This window comes from Altererythrobacter sp. Z27 (assembly GCF_052683155.1).
Genome location: NZ_JBQYMC010000001.1, coordinates 25,242 through 45,523, shown reverse-complemented (window position 1 = coordinate 45,523; position 20,282 = coordinate 25,242). Strand labels below are relative to the sequence as shown.

The 20,282-nt window shown below is 64.5% G+C and carries 17 protein-coding genes; 4 read left to right on the top strand and 13 right to left on the bottom strand.

The window, feature by feature from the left end; all coding sequences use genetic code 11:
* Positions 1-7 precede the first annotated feature (7 nt).
* The 4 genes from ACUJ47_RS00205 to ACUJ47_RS00190 all read right to left on the bottom strand — a co-directional run bounded on the left by ACUJ47_RS00205 (position 8) and on the right by ACUJ47_RS00190 (position 8,591).
* Positions 8-4,195, bottom strand: coding sequence for a translocation/assembly module TamB domain-containing protein (locus ACUJ47_RS00205; RefSeq protein ID WP_445536470.1), 4,188 nt, complete (start codon positions 4,193-4,195; stop codon positions 8-10).
* Positions 4,195-6,372, bottom strand: a complete 2,178-nt coding sequence (locus ACUJ47_RS00200; protein WP_445536469.1) for an autotransporter assembly complex protein TamA — start codon at positions 6,370-6,372, stop codon at positions 4,195-4,197. Before ACUJ47_RS00200 ends, ACUJ47_RS00205 begins: the two co-directional genes overlap by 1 nt.
* Entirely contained in the window at positions 6,341-7,174 is an 834-nt protein-coding gene (locus tag ACUJ47_RS00195; RefSeq protein WP_445536468.1) for an arginyltransferase, read from the bottom strand. The genes ACUJ47_RS00200 and ACUJ47_RS00195 overlap by 32 nt, the downstream gene beginning before the upstream one ends.
* Positions 7,175-7,337: 163 nt before the next feature.
* Complete coding sequence (locus tag ACUJ47_RS00190; protein ID WP_445536467.1) at positions 7,338-8,591, bottom strand: threonine ammonia-lyase; 1,254 nt, start codon at positions 8,589-8,591, stop codon at positions 7,338-7,340.
* A gap of 106 nt (positions 8,592-8,697) precedes the next feature.
* Between ACUJ47_RS00190 and ACUJ47_RS00185 the strand changes: the two genes are divergently transcribed.
* The 3 genes from ACUJ47_RS00185 (at position 8,698) to ACUJ47_RS00175 (ending at position 11,737) form a co-directional block, all read left to right on the top strand.
* Positions 8,698-9,600: an NAD(P)-dependent oxidoreductase gene (locus ACUJ47_RS00185; RefSeq protein WP_445536466.1), complete on the top strand. Its 903-nt coding sequence runs from the start codon at positions 8,698-8,700 to the stop codon at positions 9,598-9,600.
* A complete protein-coding gene (locus ACUJ47_RS00180; protein ID WP_445536465.1) occupies positions 9,597-11,258 on the top strand; it encodes an amidohydrolase in 1,662 nt (553 codons plus the stop codon). The genes ACUJ47_RS00185 and ACUJ47_RS00180 overlap by 4 nt, the downstream gene beginning before the upstream one ends.
* Positions 11,259-11,527: 269 nt before the next feature.
* On the top strand, positions 11,528-11,737 hold the full coding sequence (locus tag ACUJ47_RS00175) for a hypothetical protein (RefSeq protein ID WP_445536464.1): 210 nt from the start codon (positions 11,528-11,530) through the stop codon (positions 11,735-11,737).
* 101 nt (positions 11,738-11,838) lie between these two features.
* On the opposite strand, the gene tatC is transcribed toward ACUJ47_RS00175, so the two are convergent.
* The 9 genes from tatC to ACUJ47_RS00130 all read right to left on the bottom strand — a co-directional run bounded on the left by tatC (position 11,839) and on the right by ACUJ47_RS00130 (position 19,183).
* Positions 11,839-12,699 (bottom strand): twin-arginine translocase subunit TatC, encoded by an 861-nt coding sequence (gene tatC, locus ACUJ47_RS00170; protein ID WP_445536463.1) that lies wholly within the window; start codon positions 12,697-12,699, stop codon positions 11,839-11,841.
* 9 nt (positions 12,700-12,708) lie between these two features.
* Positions 12,709-13,092 (bottom strand): Sec-independent protein translocase protein TatB, encoded by a 384-nt coding sequence (tatB, locus tag ACUJ47_RS00165; RefSeq protein ID WP_445536462.1) that lies wholly within the window; start codon positions 13,090-13,092, stop codon positions 12,709-12,711.
* 28 nt (positions 13,093-13,120) lie between these two features.
* A complete protein-coding gene (gene tatA, locus ACUJ47_RS00160) occupies positions 13,121-13,372 on the bottom strand; it encodes a twin-arginine translocase TatA/TatE family subunit (RefSeq protein WP_445536461.1) in 252 nt (83 codons plus the stop codon).
* A 60-nt stretch (positions 13,373-13,432) separates the two neighbouring features.
* Positions 13,433-14,080 carry an SMC-Scp complex subunit ScpB gene (gene scpB, locus ACUJ47_RS00155; protein WP_445536460.1) on the bottom strand — a complete coding sequence of 216 codons (648 nt, stop codon included), beginning with the start codon at positions 14,078-14,080 and terminating at the stop codon, positions 13,433-13,435.
* Positions 14,077-14,889, bottom strand: a complete 813-nt coding sequence (locus tag ACUJ47_RS00150) for a segregation and condensation protein A (protein ID WP_445536459.1) — start codon at positions 14,887-14,889, stop codon at positions 14,077-14,079. Before ACUJ47_RS00150 ends, scpB begins: the two co-directional genes overlap by 4 nt.
* Positions 14,886-15,905, bottom strand: coding sequence for a beta-N-acetylhexosaminidase (gene nagZ / locus ACUJ47_RS00145; RefSeq protein WP_445536458.1), 1,020 nt, complete (start codon positions 15,903-15,905; stop codon positions 14,886-14,888). The genes ACUJ47_RS00150 and nagZ overlap by 4 nt, the downstream gene beginning before the upstream one ends.
* 108 nt (positions 15,906-16,013) lie before the next feature.
* On the bottom strand, positions 16,014-16,721 hold the full coding sequence (locus ACUJ47_RS00140) for an SPOR domain-containing protein (RefSeq protein WP_445538827.1): 708 nt from the start codon (positions 16,719-16,721) through the stop codon (positions 16,014-16,016).
* 2 nt (positions 16,722-16,723) lie between these two features.
* On the bottom strand, positions 16,724-18,469 hold the full coding sequence (gene argS, locus ACUJ47_RS00135; RefSeq protein ID WP_445536457.1) for an arginine--tRNA ligase: 1,746 nt from the start codon (positions 18,467-18,469) through the stop codon (positions 16,724-16,726).
* A 63-nt stretch (positions 18,470-18,532) separates the two neighbouring features.
* On the bottom strand, positions 18,533-19,183 hold the full coding sequence (locus ACUJ47_RS00130; protein WP_445538826.1) for a hypothetical protein: 651 nt from the start codon (positions 19,181-19,183) through the stop codon (positions 18,533-18,535).
* A 124-nt stretch (positions 19,184-19,307) separates the two neighbouring features.
* Here ACUJ47_RS00130 and ispH point away from each other — a divergent pair, with 124 nt between their 5' ends.
* On the top strand, positions 19,308-20,282 hold the full coding sequence (gene ispH / locus ACUJ47_RS00125; protein WP_445536456.1) for a 4-hydroxy-3-methylbut-2-enyl diphosphate reductase: 975 nt from the start codon (positions 19,308-19,310) through the stop codon (positions 20,280-20,282).

The window sequence follows — 20,282 nt, the reverse complement described above, 5'->3', positions numbered from 1 at the left end:
CGCCAGGTCAGTAGTCGCGGCTGACTTCCACCACCGCGCTATTGCGGCCCAGCGTCGAGACCGATCCGAGCAGCGACAGCCAAGAGGTCACGCGGAATTCGAGCTGGGTCGCGCTATAGCCGCGCCCGTCGGTGATCAGCTCGACATAGAAATCGCGCCCGAGGTTTTCGCCAAGCGCGACCCCGGTTTCGCGGCCCAGCACCGGATCGGCGCCAACGATGCGCAAGCGGTCGAGCCCGATCGCGCTGCGCAGCTTGTTGATCGGGTCCATGCCGCCGCCGCCGCGCAGGCTGGCCAGTGCAGCGCCGAGTTGCAGCGCGTCGGTCGGCGAAAGCGTAGTGATCGATCCGCCGAACAGCAGCCGCGCGAGGATTTCCTCTTCGGGCAGCGCAGGGTCCGAAGCGAAGGTGATCTCGGGCGTCAGCGCCTTGCCGCGCACGTTGACGGTGACGTTGAGCCCATCGCGTTCGGTTTCGGCGACAATGTCGAGCTGCGGGTCGATCGGTGCATCGACGTCGAAGTCGATCCGCCCGCGAGTAAGCTCGAAACTGGTGCCTGCGAAAGTGTAGGTCCCGCGCACCACCTGCGCCTCGCCCCCGATACGCGGATCGGCGGTCGTCCCGCGCAGGACGATGTCGCCGCGCCATTCGCTGTCGAGGCCCATGCCGTCGACCGCGATGCCGTTGCGCGCCCGCGCGTCGATCAGATAGCGCCACGGTGAAGCGGGCTTGGTGATCGGGGCGATCTCGGGAGACAGATTGATCTCGCGCGTGGCAATCTCGGGCAAGGCGACCGTTTCGTCGGCCTTGCCCAGCTGCCAGCCGGCCTGGTCGACTTCGAGCCGCCCGGCGATCGTGCCGCCATTGCCGGAAGAGACGATCCGCAGCGGGCCGGTCACAGTGGCGCGCAGGCCCCGCGCATCGACCAACCGCGCCTTGTCTGCCGCCGCACGCAAATCGAGCTTCGGCCCGCGCCCGGGCTCCATATCGGCGAGGTCGATCGTCCCGCTGCCGGTGATCGTGCCACCGCCGGCTGCTTTCCCGGCGAAGCGCCGCAGGAACAGCCGCGAGCCTTCGAAATCGCCCGACACGCTGGCATTGCGCAAATCGGTTCCGGAAAGCACGCTGCGCACGCGCAAATCGCTGCTCGTCACGGTGCCGCGCACCCTTGGCTCGGCCAGTGTCCCGCTCGCCCTCGCGCGGATCGCAACCGGACCCGAGAGGTCGATCGCATCGACCGCCGCCAGCCGCCAGATTGCCTCCGCCGGGCCGTCGAAGCGCATGTCTGCAGAGAGCGCGCCGCGTTGGAGCCGTTCGTAAAGCTCGCCTGACGGAGCCATGCCCGTGATGCGCGCCTGCATCCATCCCAGGCGCTCCTCGCGTACCGCGAACACCGCCTTCGCTTCGAGTTCGTTCTGGCCAAGGCTGCCCACCAGCGACAGGTCGACCGGGCGCGACGCGAGCAGCAGGCCCGACCGCGTCAGCCCTTCCACCTTGACCCGGACATCGGCGGTCAGCGCCCTGCCCGGCTGGTCCTCATAGGCGACGATGCCCGAAGCGGTTCCACCAAGGCCAAGGTCGCGCACGACCAAATCGCCAAGGCTGAGTGGGATCTTGGACAATTTCAGTTCAAGCGCGGTCCGCGCGCCGCCGAATTCGCCCGAAACGCCAGCCTGCCCCTCGCCCACGCGCAATTGCGCCGGGGCAAGCCGCCAGCCGGTATCGCCAATGCGCGTGAAGACCGCGCGGCGCGGCATCGAGATCGGAGTGCCGGCATAATTGCCGCGCGCGATCGCAGCGATCCGGCCGGGGGCTATGTCGCCATCTAGCTGCAGGCTGAAACGTTCGACTTGGCGGCCGATGATCGAAGCGCTGACCTTGCCCGCTCCATCGGCGAGTTCGGCATGGGCCGCGATCCTGCCGAGGAACAGCTGGCCATAACGCAGCCCCCTGCCGCTCAAATCGCCACGGATGCGGCTGGCACCCTTGCCGAAAGTGCCATCGAGCGAGAGCCGCGCCTGCCCGAGGTCGATCGGCGTCCCGCCGCCGAAAGTGGCGCGGTCTGCTGCTATCTCCGCGGAGATACCCTGTCCGCCCGAATTCGGGGCAAAGGCGACATTGCCCGAAAGGCCGCCACCATCCAGCTCCAGCCTGCCGCGCGCTCCGCCTTGCTCGAAGGCCAGCCTGCCTTCGACCAGCGTCTGCCAAATGCGCAACCGCTCGACATCGATGGTGGCGGGCCTGCGCTCGGGGATCGCCAGCCGCAGGATTCCGACGAATTCGCCCAGCAGCGAATTGCCCGAAGCATCGATGCGGTAATCGTCACCGGCCGGGGCAAGCGTCAGCCGCACATCTTCGAGCCCTGCCGCGGGCAAGGGACTGGCCAGCGCCAGCACCGCACGCGGCCCGCCCTCCTCGATCGCGGCGTCGAGCGTGAATTCGCCATAGGTCGTGTGCGCGCCGCGCGCATCAAAGGTGAAACCCGTTTCGCTCCATTGCGCCGCGCCCGCCATCTCCAGCTGGCCGGAAGCGAGCGTGAACTCGTCGAAGCGAACGGGTGCGCCCGCCTCCACCGCAAAGCCGGTCCTGATCGAGATCGGATCGCCCACAATGCCCGCAAGCGTCGAGTTGGACAGCGCCGAGAGCGTCCCGTCGATCTGGCCGCTCAGCGTCCATGGCTTGCCGCTGGCCAAAGCGAAGTCGAGCCGCGTGTCGGCCCGGGCTGTGCCGAGACTGTCAATCGTGGTCGGATTGAGACGTGCAGGCCCGGCAAGCCGCAGGCTGCCTGCAACAGGATCGGCATCGAGCGTGAGCTGCCCCGAGAGACGCGGGAATGCGACCTGCAAGGGATTGGCGCGTATCCGCCCGCCACCATAGGTCAACTCGCCGCCGATGCGCCCCGAGATGAGCTCCTTGTCCACGATCTCGCTGCCGGTCTCGATCTGGCCCAGCGCCAGCTTGAGCGGGATGCGCAGCGTTCCCTCGTCAAGCCGCCCGGTGCCTTCCTGCCGCAAGCCGATGGTGCGGATTTCGCCCAGCATCAGTTCCGAGGCGGTGATGTCATGTACGATGGTGAACTCGCGGAACCCGCCATCAAGGGTCGCGCGCATGCTCGCGCTGCTGAGCGCAACCCCTTCGCCGAACACTTCCGGATCAAGCAGCGCCGCTTCCAGGCCGAAATCATCGAAGCGGTTGTCGGCGAGGTCGATTCCGCCCTCGCCCTTGAGCGTCAATGCATCGCTGCCGAGCGAGAGTTTGCCATCGAATTCGCTGTCCTCGAACGTGCCCGAGATAATCACCCCGGTGCGGCTGCCGAGCGCGCGCTGCAGCAGGCCGCTCGTGACATCGGCGGCATAGGCTTCGCCGATCAGTCCGAAATCACCCGCACGATGCGTCAGCCGGAAGGCGGCAAGGCGCGCGTCGCCGCGCTTGACCAGCACATGCCCCAGCCAGTTGCGCCAGGTTCCGTCACCAAGGATGCGCGCGGTATAGCCCTCTTCTGCGCCGACCAGCCCCGCCACCACGCCGCCCGCAGGCGCGCGATAGTCGAGATCGAGATCGAAACGGTCGCCATCGGGCTCTGCGTAAAGCGCCAGCTCGAGCTTGTCGGTCTTGCCGAATGTCCCGTCGACTTCCAGCGCGACCAGCCCGTCACGGATATTCGCATGCGCGCTAAGGTCCACTCGCTGCGCATCGGGCGTGGCAAGGCCAGGCACCAGCGTGAGATTGTCGATCTCGAACCGATCGATGCGGATATCGAAATCGGGCAGGATCGGCTTGTCCGGATCGCCCGGCAGCAGTTCAGGCAGGCGCTCAAGCCGCCCGCGCCGTGCCACAAGATGGCGGATGTCGAGCCCGCGGGGGATCCAGCTTAGCGGGCGCCAGTCGAGTTCGACCACGGGGATGGTCAGGAATTTGCCCTTGGGATCGGACAGCACAACATCGTGCAGGATCGCCTCGCGATAGATGTCGCCCTGGATCCGGCCAATCTCGATCTTCAGGCCCGATGCGGGGGCATAGGAAGCGATCTGGTCCGCAATGAAGCGCTTGCCGATCGGCGAATTGAGCACGAGGAAAGCCAGCACCAGCGGCGCGAAAACTGCCGCGAGCGCCCAGCCAAGCCGTTTCGCCCAGCGCCGGCGCCGCGAAATCTCAGGCGTATCGGGTCCGTCATCGGGCAAGGCCTCCTCTGTCATCAGAAGGCCTGCCCCAGCGAAACATAGACCGCGAACGAGCTGTCGAACATCGGGTTACGGTTAAGCGGAATGCCCAGGTCTACACGGATCGGGCCGAAGCCGGTCTTGTACCGAACCCCGAGCCCGACGCCGTAATTGACGAAACGGAAGTCGGGCGTGGGGTCGATCGAGACCGAGCCCAGGTCGAAGAACGGGACCACTTGCACCGCACCGCCCATCAGGCCGGTGTCGATCCGCGCTTCAGCGGAGAACTCGACTTGCGAGCGCCCGCCGGTCGGTTCGCCGAAATCGTTGCGCGGGCCGACTGCCTGATAGGCATAGCCGCGAACCGACGAACCGCCGCCCGAATAGAGCCGCCGCGAAGGTGCGACCTGGTAGGTTTTAGCCCCCTGGATGGTCGCAAAACGCCCGCGCGCGGCGAGTGTCAGCCCCTTGCCCACCGGCTGGTAGACACTCGCATCGAGCTGGCTTCGCAAATAGGTCGTATCGTCGCCCAGCGTGCGCGAGATTTCGGGGGCGAGGAATGCGGTGACCCTGAAGCCATGGGTCGGATCGAGCAGCGAGTCGCTCTGGTCGATCGTTGCCCGACCGAAGAGCGAGCCGACGAGATATTCCTGCCGCGGGCGCTCGATCCCGCCGATCACCCGGTTGCGCTCGTCGGTGAAAATCGTTTCAACACCCACCTGCCAGCTGAACGGCTTCTGGAAGAGCAGGTTGGAATATCGCTCGAATGCGCCGCGCAGGCCCACTGTTCGCGCTTCGACCGCTTCGGTCCTGATGTCGCTGGTATAGGCGTCGAGCGTCAGCAGCTGGTCGCGGCCGCGGAAATTGTTCCGCCGAAATCCGATGCCGGCCAACATTTCACGAGTTCCCAATATGCCGCGGATCCGCAAGGCACCTTCGGGCGGGAACAGATTGCGATGCTCCCAGCTCGCCTCGACCTTGATCCCGTCTTCCGAGCCATAACCGATAGCTCCCGCGATGGTGCGCAGTTTGCCCTTCTCGACTGCGACATCCATCGCGAGCTCGCCCAGCTGGCCATCGACCGGCGGCGAAATTTCGCGCGGGGTGATCGTGACCGAAGAGACCACGCCGGTGGCCTGGATCGCCTGGCGCAGATCCTGTTCCAGGCTGCGCTGGTAAAGTTCGCCCGGCTCGAACCGGGCAATCCGCGCGAGATGCTTGCTCGAGAGGAAGTCAGGCTGGCTACTGGTCACTTCGCCGAATACATATTTGCCGCCCGGCTCGACTGTGAGCGTGAGGTCGCCCTCGCTGCGTTCATGGTCGATCAGCAATTGGGGTTCGCTCAGGCGCGAGAACGGATATCCGCTTTCGCCAAGCGCACTGGCCAAGGCATTGCGGCGTTCCACGATCCGGTCCGCCAGCAAGGGATCGCCGCTGGCGATGGCGAAGGTGGTGCGCAGTCCGGGGTAATCGGGCGCAGTATCAAGCTGCCCCAGGTCGATCGCGCCGAAGCTGTAACGCAGCCCCGGCAATATCGCGAAACGGACCACCGGGTTCTCGCCCGCCGCCTCTGCCGCAGCGGCCTGCTCGTCGAGATTGCGCGTGACCCGCGCATCGTAATAGCCATAGACCCGAAGCTGGCGTTCGAGCAGTTCGCGATCGGCCCTGATCCGCGCGGCACGGAGCGCAACATTGTCCGCGCCATTGCCGATCTGCTCTGCCTCGCGCAGCTCGCGGAAGCGCGAAATGAACGCATTGCGATCGGGAAAGGCATCGCGGTCGACCGGGAAGGCGAGCTCCAGTCCTGAATCGATCCGGACATTCTCGAGTTCTGGCGCGGGAGGCAGCTGCAATTCCGCGATCCCGGCAAAGGGAGGCGGCCCGTCCGCAGCTTCAACCACTCCAGTATCTGCCGAAGCGTCAAGATCGAGTTCCGGCGATCCCGGCGCGGGAATTTCGAGCTCAGCGAAGGGAGCTTCGGGCGCCTCGTCCGGCTCGCTCGTTTCAGCGGCAGAAGCCTCGGTCCCCTCGGTCGCCCATTGCTCGGGCTGCTCGACCGCAGTCTCAGGGATCAAATCTTCAAGCTGCGGCGATGCAGGCGGCTCCTGCGCGGCCAGCGCCAAGGGCTGCGCCAGCAGGCACAGTGCAAGAATGGGAACGGCTGGACGCGGAAGGATTGTGTCAGCTCGTGCCGATGCGGGGTTGCCGGCCATCCTTTCCGCTCGCAATGGGCACCGGATTCCGGCGCTTGGTGGCAGAGACGATCAACGCATCCTGCTCTTCGCGCGAAATTCGTTCCCATCCGTCACGGGTCAGCTTCTCGAGCGGGCGATAGCGCACCTTGTATTGCATCCGCGGCGATCCCTCGACCCAATAGCCGAGATAGACGTAGGGCAGGCCTTCGGCCGCCGCGCGGCGGATGTGATCGAGGATGATGTAATTGCCCAGCCCCGTGCGCATCGGATGGTGCGCATCGTAGAAGCTGTAGATCATCGACAGCCCGTCGCTCTGCCGGTCGGTCAGGCAAGCGCCGACAAGCCGACCCGGCTCTCCGGTCGAGGTAACTTCGCGATATTCGATCATGGTGCTGGAGACAGGCGTATGCTCGACCATGTCGGCAAAATCCATCTCGTCCATTGCCGCCATGCCGCCATCGGGATGGCGCTCACCCAGATACTGCCGCAACAGCGCGAATTGCTCGTCGGTCGCCCAGGGGCGGCATTCGATCGCGTTGAGGTCGCCATTGCGGCGCAGATTGCGGCGCTGCGTGTTCGAAGGTTCGAAGTCGAGCGCGGCCACGCGCACTGAAACGCAGGACTGGCAATCGAGGCAGCTGGGGCGATAGGCAACCGTCTGGCTGCGGCGGAATCCGATCCGCCCGAGCGCTTCGTTGAGCTGCTCCGCATGGGGGCCCTTCAGCTCCGTGAATACCTTCCGCTCGCTGCGCCCCGGCAGGTACGGGCACGGCGCCGCACTCGTCACGAAGAATCGGGGAAAGCGAATCGGCGCCGTCACGGGTCTACCAAAGTCCTTGTCCAACCAGCGGAATCGCGCTTCGAGCGCGTTAAGGCCTTGTTATGCCTGTTCAGGGCCGCCGGTAAAAGGGCTTTAACCATGCCGCATGGTTAATATCGCCATTTCAGGCGCCAAAATCGCCCAACAACGCGTTTTTTTGGGATCAGTTGAGCTCGACGAGGTCGACCGAATAGCCCTTCTTGCGCAGCGCCTTAACCAATGCATCGACCTGTTTGCGGTCGCGCGCCTCGCATTCGATGTCCGTGATCAGGCCCTTCGCCGGCAGCGAAGTGAAAATCCGCTGGTGGTAGATCTCGATGATATTGACGTTGTGTTCGTTGAACTCGCGCATCACCTTGAACAGCGCACCGGGGCGATCCTGCAGCGTGATCCGCAGGCGGGCGAGGCGCCCCTGGCGGGCCAAATCGCGCAGCAAAACATTGGCGAGCAGGCGCGTGTCGATATTGCCGCCGCACAGCACCAGCCCGACTTTCTTGCCCGCGAAACGCTCCGGATTCTCAAGCACCGCCGCAAGCCCGGCCGCACCCGCCCCTTCGACCACGGTTTTTTCGATCTGCAACAGCAGCGAGACGGCCGTTTCCAGCGCCTTCTCATCCACCAGCAGGATATCGTCGACCAGGCTGGCGATGATGCGCGAAGTGAATTCGCCCGGAGCCTTCACCGCAATGCCTTCGGCCAGAGTGTCGCCGCCGCAATCCATCTCCTTGCCCTTGATCCGGGCATACATCGACGGGAACAGCTCGGCCTGCACGCCGACCATCTCGATCGCGGGATTGATCGCATCGGCGACCGTGGCGATGCCGGAGATAAGGCCGCCGCCGCCGATCGGCACGACGATACAGTCGAGATCGGGCACGTCTTCGAGCATTTCGAGCCCGACGGTGCCTTGCCCCGCCGCGACCAGCGGATCGTCGAAGGGGTGGATGAAAGTGAGCCCGCGTTCCTTCTCGAGCTGGCGCGCATAGGCATAGGCGTCATCATAGGTTTCGCCCTCGAGCACGACATTGCCGCCCACGCTTTCGGTCTGCATCACTTTGACCGTGGGGGTCGTTCGCGGCATCACGATGGTGACGGGCACGCCCAGCCGCGTTCCGTGATAGCTCAGCCCCTGGCTGTGATTGCCCGCCGACGCAGCAATCACGCCGCGCTGCTTCTGCTCCTCGCTCAGGTGAAGCAACGCATTGAGCGCGCCGCGCTCCTTATAGGCGGCAGTGAACTGCAAATTCTCGAACTTGAGCCAGATCTCGCACCCGGCGATCTGCGACAGTGTGAGCGAACGCATCATCGGGGTGCGCACCACGGCACCCTTGATCCGCGCGGCGGCGGCGCGAACATCATCGATCGTCAGCGCATCGCGCGCTGCATCGTCACTGGCAAAGGCCGGCTTGGTCGTCATGGCGCGGGGCATAGGCAGTTGGGGTGGCAAGGGCAACGCCAATGAATCTTGATGCGCCGATAAAAGCGGTTGCACCCGGCCCAATTGGCATTACCCCGCCATTTTCATGAGCAGCCAATCCAAAATCGCCTTTATCGGCCTCGGCGTGATGGGCGCACCCATGGCCCGCCACCTCGCCGCCGCCGGTTATTCGGTGACTGCATACAACCGCACCCCGGCGCGCGCGGAGGCGTGGCGACAGGCCTGCGCCGATCTGGGGCTCGAAGTGGCGACCGCGCCCAGCCCGGCAGAGGCGGCGCGCGATGCGGACATCGTGTTCACTTGCGTCGGCAATGACGATGATCTGGCCGAGGTCCTGCTTGGCCCCGATGGCGCGATCGATGCGATGGCGCCGGGCTCGCTGCTGGTCGATCACACCACCGTTTCGGCCGACATGGCCCGCCGGATCGATGTCGAAGCCAACCGGCGCGGGATCGCCGCGATCGACGCCCCCGTCTCCGGCGGACAGGCCGGCGCCGAGAACGGTGCGCTGGCGATCATGTGCGGCGGCAGCGCGGAAGCGATGGCCTTCGCGACCCCGGTGATGGACTGTTATGCTGCAAGGATAGTGCATGTTGGTGCGGCTGGTGCCGGACAAACCGCGAAAATGGCGAACCAGATGTGCATCGCAGGGGTGCTGGGCGGACTCTCCGAAGCGATCCGGCTGGCTAGCGCCGCCGGGCTGGACATGGACAAGACTTTCGAAGCGATCTCCGGCGGTGCAGCGCGCAGCTGGCAGATGGAGAACCGCTGGCACACCATGGTGCAGGACAAGTTCGATTTCGGTTTTGCGATCGACTGGATGCGCAAGGACCTTAACTATGCGCTTGCGGAAGCGCGGCGACTGGGCCTGTCCTCGCCCATCACGGCGTTGGTCGATCAATTCTATGCAGAAGTGCAGGCGAATGGCGGCGGCAGGCTCGACACGAGCGCGCTGGTATCCCGCCTGCCCAAGGGAGATGACAAATGATCCGTAGCCTGGCTTCCATGGCCGCAGTCGCAACGGCCACGATGCTGGCCGTGCCCGCATCGGCGGACACGCTGGTCGACAATGTCCAGGGCGTCACGATCGATGAAGCGGGCAAACTCGCGCGGTTCGATGCGCTGGTTATCGCTGACGATGGCCGCGTCCGTGCGTTGCTCCAGCAAGGGGACGAGCGGCCCGAAGGCATCGATTATCGCGTCGACGGCAAGGGCCGCGTGATGCTGCCCGGCATGATCGATTCGCATGTGCATGTGATGGGAATCGGCTTCGGCCAGCTCACGCTCGATCTCTCGAACACCAATTCGCTGGAAGAGGCGCTGGCGGCGATCGCGCGCTTTGCCGAGGAAAATCCGGGACGCCCATGGATCCTAGGGCGCGGCTGGAACCAGGAGAAGTGGGGCCTGGTTCGCTTTCCCACCGCGGCCGAACTCGACGCCATTGTGTCGGACCGGCCGGTGTGGCTGAGCCGCGTCGACGGGCATGCCAGCTGGGCCAACAGCCTGGCGATGGAACGCGCCGGGATCACCGCGGCAACGCAGGACCCCAATGGCGGCCGCATCATCCGCAAACCCGGCTCGCGCGAACCGGCCGGCGTGTTCGTCGATGCTGCCGAAACGCTCGTCAACGCGGTGGTGCCTGCTCCGCGCCCGGCGGATCGCGATGTCGCCTTGCGCAAGGCGCAGAATTCGCTTCTGGCGAACGGAATCACCGCTGTCGCCGACATGGGCACCTCGATCGAGGACTGGCAGACTTTCCGCCGCGCCGGCGACAATGGCACGCTCAAGCTGCGGATCATGGCCTATGCCGACAGCGCGCAATCGATGGAAATCATCGGTGGGCCGGGACCAACCCCGTGGCTTTACGATGACCGCCTGCGGCTCAACGGGATCAAGCTCTATCTCGATGGCGCGCTCGGCTCGCGCGGCGCGACGCTGAAGGAACCCTATCACGACGAGCCGACCCATAAGGGCCTGCCGCTTCTTTCCCCCGCCCAGCTGCGCAATCTGATGAGCCGGGCATCGATGGATGGCTTCCAGATAGCAGTGCATGCGATCGGCGATGCCGCCAATGCGGAAGTGCTCAACGCGGTCGAGGAACTGAGTTCATCCTATTTGGGTGACCGTCGCTGGCGGATCGAACACGCACAGATCGTCGACCCGGCCGATATCGCGCTGTTCGGCCATCACGGCATCATCGCCTCGATGCAGCCGCTCCACCAGACAAGCGACCGGCTGATGGCGGAAGCCCGGCTGGGGCCCAAGCGCCTCGATGGCGCCTATGCATGGCACAGCATTGCCGAGGCTGGCGCGCCGCTGGCGTTCGGTTCGGACGCTCCGGTCGAGCCCGCCGACGCCTTTGCCGGCTTCGCAGCGGCTATCAGCCGGACCGATGCGAATGGCGAACCCTTCGGCGGCTGGCTGCCGCAGGAAAGCGTCACGCGTGAGGCTGCGCTCGCCGCCTTTACTTCAGGCGGAGCCTATGCGGGATTTGCCGAAGGGCGCTTCGGTCGGTTGCTGCCGGGCGAGCGCGCCGACTTCATCCTGGTCGACCGCGATCCGTTCCTGTCGTCACCGCAAGACATTCGGACGACGGCGATTTTCGAGACTTGGGCCAATGGCGAGCGGCTTTATGTCGCTCAATGACTTCGATTTGGAACCTAACAGCTATGCAATATGTGCGCATTTACTTAGAATTAAGGTCTGACTCGACATTAAGCCGCGTGCATTCGGGTTAAGATTAGGCCGCCCGATAGAATGCGCGGCATTATTGCAACAGCATCGCACCAAATATGTAATTCAACGACGTTTTCGAACAGTTTGACGAAATATCGGGGGCTATTTTGAACTTGTCAAAATGACGAGACTCCCGTAGTTTCGCAGCTGATTGAGACAATGCCAACAGGAGACCCTCAATGAAGATCCGTACTCTCGCAGCAGCAGCTGCGGTCCTCTCTCTCGCCACCGCCCCGGCTATCGCTGAGGTTTCGTACGCTCGCACTTCGGCTCCTGTCGAAGGCGAAAACGAAATCGGTGGTATGTTGCTTGGTGCCGTCGCACTTGCAGCGATTATCGCCGGCATCGTGATCATCGCCGATGGCGACAACAAGCCTGTCAGCCCCTAATAGGGTTGCCAACCAAATAGAGAGAGCGGGGCCCTTTGGGCCCCGTTTTTTTTGGTGCTTACCAGGACAGTACTCACAAACGGCCGCGCAAGTTCGACCTGCTACGTAAGACTTTGGTCATCTGCTTGGGATTTCGGCTGCGATTGTGATGGTACGGTGGTTTCCGAATCGACAACCGTTGAAATTGCAGCGGTCTCTCCGGTTTCGTTTCCCTTCCTCTCTTGCAGACGCATGAGCAGCAGCGAACCTTCGAACAGCAACAGCAGCGGGATCGCCAGTATTACCTGCGATCCGGGATCGGGCGGAGTGACGACAGCGGCCAGCGCCACAATGCCGACGATCACATAGCGGCGCGCACCGGCCAGCTGCGCGCGGGTCACGATGCCGGCTCGGTTGAGCAGCAGCAGTAGCACGGGCAGCAGGAAGCTGATCCCGAACGCCAGGATAAATTGCATCACCAGGCCGAGATAATCACCCGCCGATGGCAGCGCTTCGATCTGCAATCCGCCAGCCTCTCCGCCAAAGCCGAGGAACCATTCGAAGGCGGTCGGCATCACCACGTAATAGGCCAATGCCGCGCCCGCGATGAACAGGATCGGCGTGGCAATCAGGAATGGCAGGAAGGCCTTCTTCTCTTTCGCGTAGAGTCCCGGTGCAACGAAGGCCCAAAGCTGGTTTGCGATCACCGGGAAGCTGACGAAAAAGCCCGCAAACAGCGCCACCTTCAGCTCGACGAAGAACACTTCGTAGAGCTTGGTGAAGATCAGCTGCCCTTCCCCTTCCGGGAAAGCGTCCTTCAGCGGCTGGACAAGGAAGCCAAGGATCGGATCGGCGTAATAGAGGCAAATCGCAAAGCCGACCGCCAAGGCCAAGACGCAGCGCACCAGGCGTGCGCGCAGTTCGATCAAATGATCGAGCAGCGGCGCTTCGGTCTCGTCAATATCGCGAATCTTGAGTGCCATCGCGCGATCTCAATCCCGCTTTTTTGGCGAATCGAGCGGCAATTGCGGCTCGGCGGCGGGAGCGGGCGGGTCGTCCTCGGTCGGGAATGTCGGTGTCGCCGCTTCGGCCGATGCTGCGGGCGGGCCGGTCATCTCATGCACCGGATCTGCATCGCCCTCGCCCGAACGCGCCATGATCGCTTCGTTCTGGGCCTTCCATTTCTTTTCCATTTCCTCGAGTTCGGCCTCGCGGATCATGGCGTCGATACCGGATCGGAAATGGGTCGAGACGCGGCGGATCTTGCCGATCCATCGGCCCGCCGTGCGCATCGCAAGCGGCATGTCTTTCGGGCCGATCACTAGGATCGCCACGATCAATATGACCAGCAGTTCGCTTGCGCCGATATCGAACATTGGTGTGCGGCGCCGCCTCTCGCGTCAGTCAGTTGGAGCCATCGCTCCGCTCGGCGGGCGCGCGATCCTGCTTGCTCTCGGCGGCGGGGCGCGCATCGCGTGCGGACGCTTCGATCTGCCCGGCAGGCTTTGAAGCGCTGTCGGCTTCGTCATTCATGCCCTGCTTAAAGCTTTTGATCCCCTTGCCGAAATCGCCCATCATTTCCGAGATGCGCCCGCGCCCGAACAGCACGAGAATGACGATCGCAATGATGATAAGTTGCCAGGGGCCAAGACTCATGGGTTGTCTCTCAAATTAGGAACTGCAGCCAATATAGGTTGCGCCGGCTGCCAGCGCCAGTCAGGCTGGCTCTTCGGCCGAAAAATCGTCGGTTTCCTCGTCGCCATCGGGCCCAGAAGCTTCGTCGCTCTCGTCTTCCTCGCCCTGGAATGCTTCGAACGCCTCGTCGACCGGATCGAGCAGACCGGCGGCGCGCAATTCGTCAATGCCCGGCAAGTCGCGCCGGCTCGACAGGCCGAAATGGTCGAGGAACTCGGGCGTGGTGGCGTAGATCACCGGTCGGCCCGGCACTTCGCGCCGCCCGGCGAGCTTGATCCAGCCCGCCTCCATTAACACGTCGAGCGTGCCCTTGGCGGTCTGCACCCCGCGGATCGATTCGATTTCCGCCCGGCTGACCGGTTCGTGATAGGCGATGATCGCGAGCACTTCGGTCGCCGCGCGGCTCAAGCGGCGGACCTGTTCGCGCTCCCGCCGCAAGAGATGCGCCAGATCGGGCGCGGTTTCGAAATGCCAGCGCTTGCCGCGTTCGACCAGCCGGATGCCGCGCCGGGAGTAATGGCCCTGAAGCTCATCGAGCGCCTGCCTCACCAGTGCGTTCTCCAGCCCGCCGAGATGCCCGGCCAGCGCTTCCACGCTCATCGGTTCCTCTGCAGCGAACAGGGTCGCTTCCAGCGCGCGCACGGTTTCGTCGGGTACTTCCCCCGTCACTGCACGATCCTCCGGATACGCATCGAGCCGAATATCTCCTCCTGCGCGATCTCGGCCTTGCCCAGCCGCGCCAGTTCAAGCGCAGCGACGAAGCTGGAAGCCAGCGCCGATTTGCGCAGCCGCGGCTCGGCATGCGGCGGCAGGAAGTCGCGCAAATCCATCCAGTCGAGCGTTACGCCCAGCATGGCCGAAACCCGGTCGAGCGCGCTGTCGAGCGTCATCACCGGGCGATCCATCACGTGATAGATGCGCGGCGCCGTGCGCGCCTTGACCTGCCCATAGGCCTGGATCAGCGCGAAGCTGTCGCATTTCCACTGGGTCTTGCGATCGATCCGCAGGCCTTCGGGCGCGCCGCGCAGGAAGATGTCGCGCCCCAGCCGATCGCGCGCCATCAGCCGCGCCGCCGCCTCGCGCATCGCGCCAAGCCGCTGCAGCCGCAATTGCAGGCGCAGCGCAAGTTCCTCGGGGCTAGGGTCTTCCTGCTCTTCCTTGGGCAGGAGCAGCGCCGATTTGAGATAGGCCAGCCACGCGGCCATCACCAAATAATCGGCCGCCAGTTCGAGCCGCAGGGCTTCGGCCCGTTCTATGTAGCCGAGATATTGGTCGACCAGAGCCAGGATCGAGATCTGCCGCAAATCGACCTTCTGCCGCCGCGCGAGGTCGAGCAGGAGGTCGAGCGGGCCTTCCCAGCCGTTGAGTTCGAGATAGAGTGCCGAATCGTCCTGTGCAGGCGCGGCTGCCGGGCTGTCCCACGCATCGGCGCTTCCATCGGCCACAGGGGCATCGAACAGCAGGCCGTCCTCGTTCATGCCGCCGCCCCCGCAATTTCGAGCAGCGCATCGCGTTTGGAGAGCAGTTCCGTCGCCTCGGCATACTCGTCGCGCAGCATGGTCGGCGCCAGCGCACGGTCGAGCCGTTCGGCGGTGACCGCGTCCATCGCGGGCAGGATTTCGGCGATCGCCGCCATATCGGGCAGCTTGGCCCAGCAGTTGAGCACGATATCGCAACCGGCGGCATGCGCCTGCGCCGCGCGCTCGGGAACGCTGCCCTCCAGCGCTTCCATGTCGATATCGTCGGTCAGCAACAGGCCGTCGAAGCCGATCCGGCCGCGAATGATCTCGCGAATGACGATGGGCGAAAGCGTCGCCGGGCGCTCGGCATCCCAAGCCGTGAAGCGGATATGCGCGGTCATCCCGATCGGGGCATGGTTGAGCGCACGGAAAGGCGCGATGTCCACCTCGAGCTCGTCTTCGCTCGCTTCGATAACCGGCAGTTCGTGATGGCTGTCACAGGTCGCGCGCCCATGGCCCGGGATATGCTTGAGGCACCCCGTAACCCCGCCGCGCGCCAGCCCGTCCAGCACCGCGCGACCGAGCGCGGCCACCTGCATCGGATCGCTGCCCAACGCGCGATTGCCGATCACATTGTCGGTTTCGGGGCGGCGCACGTCGAGCGGAGCGCAGAAATCGACGCTGATGCCCATCGCCGCGAGTTCAAGCGCCATCGCATGGGAATTGGCTCGGGCAGCCTCGATCGCGCTGGCGGGGGCGATCCGGTAAAGCCGGTCGAAAGCCTCTCCAGCGGGATAGGCGGCCCAATGCGGCGGCTTGAGCCGCGCCACGCGCCCGCCTTCCTGATCGATCGAAACCAGCAGGCGCTCACGCCCATGGATTGACCGGAGATCGTCTGTAAGGCGACGCAGCTGCACGGGATCGGCGCAATTGCGCGCGAACAGGATATAGCCCGCCGGATCGGCCTCCTTGAAGAAGGCGCGCTCATCGGCGGTCAGCTCAGCCCCGGCAATCCCGAAAATGGCAGGCGTCATGGCAAAAAGAGTCGCAGCAAAGTCCAAAAACGGCAAGTTCGGACATGGTTAGCGCGGGGGAAAACGGCGCGTTTCCACGCCATTCCGGCGCATTTGCGGGTCTTGGCTTCAGCGTTTGACCTGGCAGGCCACGCCATCGGCCTTTAGCGCTTCGCAAAGCGTACGTGCGGTGGCGGGATCGGAAGCGACCGCCTGAAGGCGATAGACGGTGCCAATATCGGCCTGCCCCTTCACCACGCGGTGGCTCACGCCGGAAAGCACGTCGGTTTGCCTCAGTAGCGTTGCCCAGCCTGCTTCAGCCGCAGCGCGCGTGCCATAGGCGCCAACCTGCACGCCCACGCCCGCCTGCTCGACCGGAGTTTCCTCGCTGCTGCGCGTCGCGATTGAAGGGCGCGGCGCCCCTCCCGCGGTCGGCGTCGTGACGGGCACAGGCTGCGGCATGGGCCGCTCGGCCAGCTGGCCCTCGCGCATGATGCCTTCGCCAACGGCGGGCGCGACATTGCCCGTTCCGGCGAATTCCTTGCCGCCGGCATCCTCGGGCCGTTCCTTATAGGGGCCTGCCGGAGCCTTGATCGTACTGCCATCGGCCAGGATTTGCTCGCCCGAGGCATTGTTGGAATACCACCACACCCCGCCGATCGCGGCGGCCAGGATTACCAGCAATATGGCAGCGAAGCCGACGATCCGCGCCGTGTCGACTGCGCCTTCGTCAGGATCGTATTCGTCCGATTCGAGCCACGGCAGGCTGTCGTCGCCGCTCAGCGCCAGTTCGGCGTTCCCGCTACTGTCCCGATATCCCTCGCCCGGCGAGACCATGGTCACATCTCCTCGACGGCTTCGACCCCCAGGATCCGTAAGCCGTTGCGGACAACTTGCCCTAACTGTTCGGCGAGGAAAAGCCTCGCACCGGTCAGCGCCGCATTTTCCGCGACGATAAAGCGCTTGTCAGGCCGATCGTTGCCGAGATTCCAATAGGCATGGAAGGCCCCGGCGAGGTCATAAAGATAGAAGGCGATGCGGTGCGGCTCGCGCGCCTTGGCGGCCGCCTCCACTTCGCGCGGGAATTGCGCGGCCTGCTTGACCAGCTCGAGTTCTTCCGCACCCAGCAGGTCGATCGCATCGCCCGAAGGCGCGAAGCCCTCTGCTGCCGCCTTGCGCATGGTCGAACGGATCCGCGCATGGGCATATTGCACGTAGAACACCGGATTTTCCTTCGACGCTTCGACAACCTTGTCGAAATCGAAGTCCATCTGCGCTTCGGGCTTGCGGGTGAGCATGGTGAAACGCACCACATCCTTGCCCACCATGTCCACGACGTCCGCCAGCGTCACGAAATTGCCCGCGCGCTTCGACATTTTGAACGGCTGGCCGCCCTTCATCAGCTGGACCATCTGAACCAGCTTCACGTCGAAGGGGATCGGCTTGCCTTCGCCTTCGCTCAGCGCGGCAACCGCGGCCTTGATCCGCTTGACCGTACCGGCATGGTCGGCGCCCCAGATATCGATCAGCTCGTCCGCCGCCTTGGCCTTTTCCATGTGATAGGCGAGATCGGCGCCGAAATAGGTCCAGCTTCCGTCGGACTTCCTGATCGGGCGATCCTGGTCGTCGCCGAATTTGGTCGAGCGGAACAGCGGCAGCTCGACCGGCTCCCAATCCTCGGGCGTCTTGCCCTTGGGAGCTTCAAGGATGCCGTCATAGACAAGGTCATGCTCGCGCAGCCATGCTTCGGCGGCGTCGGGCTTGCCCGCGGCGTGCAGCGCAGCCTCTGATGAGAACAGGTCGTGATGGATGCCGAGCAGGCCCAGATCGCGCTTGATCAGCTCCATCATCTGCTCGACCGCTTCAGCGCGGAAGATCGGCAGCCATTCCGCTTCGGGAACGTCGCGGAACCGGTCACCCAGTTCGCCCGCGAGATATTCGCCAACTGGGATCAAATAGTCGCCGGGATAGAGCCCTTCGGGGATCTCGCCGATCTCTTCGCCCAGCGCTTCGCGGTAGCGCAAATGGGCCGAACGCGCGAGCACGTCGACCTGGCCGCCGGCATCGTTGATGTAATATTCGCGGGTGACTTGATTGCCGGCGAATTCGAGCAATGCGGCCAGCGCATCGCCCACCACCGCGCCGCGGCAATGGCCCATATGCATCGGGCCGGTTGGGTTGGCCGAGACATATTCGACATTGACCCGGCGGCCTGCGCCCGTCTGCGAACGGCCGAAATCGCGGCCCAAAGCGGCGATGGCGGAAAGCTCCGCCAGCCACACGGCGGGATCGAGCCGAAGATTGATGAAGCCGGGGCCGGCGATCTCGGCGCTTGCAACCGAAGGATCGGCGGCAAGCTTCGCGACGATGGCTTCGGCCAGCGCGCGCGGGTTGAGCCCGGCGGGCTTGGCCAGCACCATGGCCGCATTGGTGGCGAGGTCGCCATGGCTGGAATCGCGCGGCGGTTCGACCGCTACGTTCTGGCGCGATGCACCGGCGGGCAGCACGCCTTCGGCTTCGAGCGCGGACAGCGCCGCGTCGATCTTTGCGGCGAAAAGCTTATAGATGGTTGGGCTATCGGACATGGCTCGTGCGCCTAGCCGAATTGCGCAGAATCGCAAGCGTGGCGGGGCCTGCGGCCCCCTGCATCAGCGCGTGGCGTTATAGGCGAGCTGGTCCTGCGTCAGCTGGAAGCCGATCAGGAGTTCGAATGACGCACGCTGCACAGCTGCACGCACCTGCGGGTCAGCCAGCGGATCGAGCGCAGCGTCGGGATCGCCAGGGCGGCGGCGGCGAGTGATCCGCTCGCGCACTTCGGCCGGAAGCGTCGCTTCGGCGCGGTCGACGAAGGCACCCGCCTGCGCCGAAGCGCTTGCGCGTTCCTCGCCATCGGCAAAGGTCAGCGTGACAGTGCCGACACGCTTGGTCACCACTGCACTGCCGCCGCGCAGGACGGAAGAGAAGTAAGGCAGCTGCACCGTACGCGCGCCGCGCACATCGGTGCGGCGGGCAAGCACGTCGAAAGTGGCGTTGGTGTAAACCCGTTCGCCCGTTTCATCGCAAGTGTAGCGAAGGTTGGTGATCGCAGCGACCACATCGATATTGTCCGCAGTGTGCTCCCCCGCACCGCGGAACAGAGTCACATCGCCGGTATAGTCGGGGATTCCCACGGCGGGGCAGGAAGACAGCACGGCAGTGATGCCGACACCCTGTTCGACAACCAGTTCGCCTTCCTTGGCACAGCCAGCCAGGGCAATGGCAAGAGCGACGGTGGAAACGATACGGCTGCGACGGGTCATCAAATGGCAATCCTCACTGCGGCCCTTGCGGGCCATGGTCCTTTTCGCGGGGCCAAGCGACCCTCGCGGCAATTGCGTTGTCACGCCCTAGCGGCGCGCGTTGCAAAGCGCTAGAGGGCGAGACATGAACGCTCCCTTTCACGCATCGGAAACCGGGGACAAGCTTCCCGCGCTCAAATTGCTGGTTGCCGCACCGCGCGGTTTTTGCGCGGGGGTCGATCGTGCGATCGAGATCGTGGAGCGCGCGCTCGAACGCTATGGCGCGCCGGTCTATGTCCGGCACGAGATCGTCCACAATAAATACGTGGTCGATGCGCTGAAAGCCAAGGGTGCAATCTTCGTCGAGGAACTCGATGAAGTGCCGGGCGATGCCCTGGTCGTGTTCAGCGCGCATGGCGTACCCAAATCGGTTCCCGCCGAAGCTGAGCGTCGCAAATTGCTCTATCTCGACGCTACCTGCCCGCTGGTGAGCAAGGTCCATCGCCAGGCCGAACGCCAGATCGAGAAAGGCCGTCACATCATCTTCATCGGCCATGCCGGGCACCCCGAAGTGATCGGCACTATGGGCCAGGTCGAACCGGGCCAGATTACCCTTGTCGAAACGGTGGAGGATGTCGCGAAGCTGGACCTGCCGGGCGACTGTGAGCTTTCGTTCCTGACGCAGACTACGCTGTCGGTCGACGATACGGCTGAGGTCATCGCCGCCCTGGAAGCGCGCTTTCCGCATATCGTGGGACCCAAGGCGGAAGACATTTGCTACGCCACATCCAACCGGCAGGCGGCGGTCAAGCAGATCGCACCGGCGAGCGACCTTGTGCTGGTTATCGGCGCGCCCAACAGCTCGAACTCGCTGCGGCTGGTCGAAGTGGCCGAGCGGCTCGGCACAAGCGCCCACCTGATCCAGCGCGCCTCCGAGATAGACCCGGCGTGGCTCGAAGGGGTCGGCACTATCGGCCTCACCGCCGGTGCCTCCGCCCCGGAAACGCTGGTGCGTGAAGTGGTCGCCAGGCTTTCCGAATGGCGCTCCGTCGAGGAAGAAACCTTCACCGCGGTTGAAGAGAAGATGGTGTTCAAGCTGCCGCGCCAGCTGGTGGAATAG

Bases quoted from the DNA above. Each gene is read 5' to 3' on its own strand.
- tatA (WP_445536461.1), bottom strand. From the start codon at position 13,372: ATGAGTCTTGGCCCCTGGCAACTTATCATCATTGCGATCGTCATTCTC.
- ACUJ47_RS00205 (WP_445536470.1), bottom strand. From the start codon at position 4,195: ATGACAGAGGAGGCCTTGCCCGATGACGGACCCGATACGCCTGAGATT.
- ACUJ47_RS00185 (WP_445536466.1), top strand. From the start codon at position 8,698: ATGAGCAGCCAATCCAAAATCGCCTTTATCGGCCTCGGCGTGATGGGC.
- ACUJ47_RS00180 (WP_445536465.1), top strand. From the start codon at position 9,597: ATGATCCGTAGCCTGGCTTCCATGGCCGCAGTCGCAACGGCCACGATG.
- ACUJ47_RS00175 (WP_445536464.1), top strand. From the start codon at position 11,528: ATGAAGATCCGTACTCTCGCAGCAGCAGCTGCGGTCCTCTCTCTCGCC.
- tatC (WP_445536463.1), bottom strand. From the start codon at position 12,699: ATGGCACTCAAGATTCGCGATATTGACGAGACCGAAGCGCCGCTGCTC.
- ACUJ47_RS00200 (WP_445536469.1), bottom strand. From the start codon at position 6,372: ATGGCCGGCAACCCCGCATCGGCACGAGCTGACACAATCCTTCCGCGT.
- nagZ (WP_445536458.1), bottom strand. From the start codon at position 15,905: ATGACGCCTGCCATTTTCGGGATTGCCGGGGCTGAGCTGACCGCCGAT.
- ACUJ47_RS00190 (WP_445536467.1), bottom strand. From the start codon at position 8,591: ATGACGACCAAGCCGGCCTTTGCCAGTGACGATGCAGCGCGCGATGCG.
- ACUJ47_RS00150 (WP_445536459.1), bottom strand. From the start codon at position 14,889: ATGAACGAGGACGGCCTGCTGTTCGATGCCCCTGTGGCCGATGGAAGC.
- ACUJ47_RS00140 (WP_445538827.1), bottom strand. From the start codon at position 16,721: ATGGTCTCGCCGGGCGAGGGATATCGGGACAGTAGCGGGAACGCCGAA.
- ispH (WP_445536456.1), top strand. From the start codon at position 19,308: ATGAACGCTCCCTTTCACGCATCGGAAACCGGGGACAAGCTTCCCGCG.
- tatB (WP_445536462.1), bottom strand. From the start codon at position 13,092: ATGTTCGATATCGGCGCAAGCGAACTGCTGGTCATATTGATCGTGGCG.
- ACUJ47_RS00130 (WP_445538826.1), bottom strand. From the start codon at position 19,183: ATGACCCGTCGCAGCCGTATCGTTTCCACCGTCGCTCTTGCCATTGCC.
- argS (WP_445536457.1), bottom strand. From the start codon at position 18,469: ATGTCCGATAGCCCAACCATCTATAAGCTTTTCGCCGCAAAGATCGAC.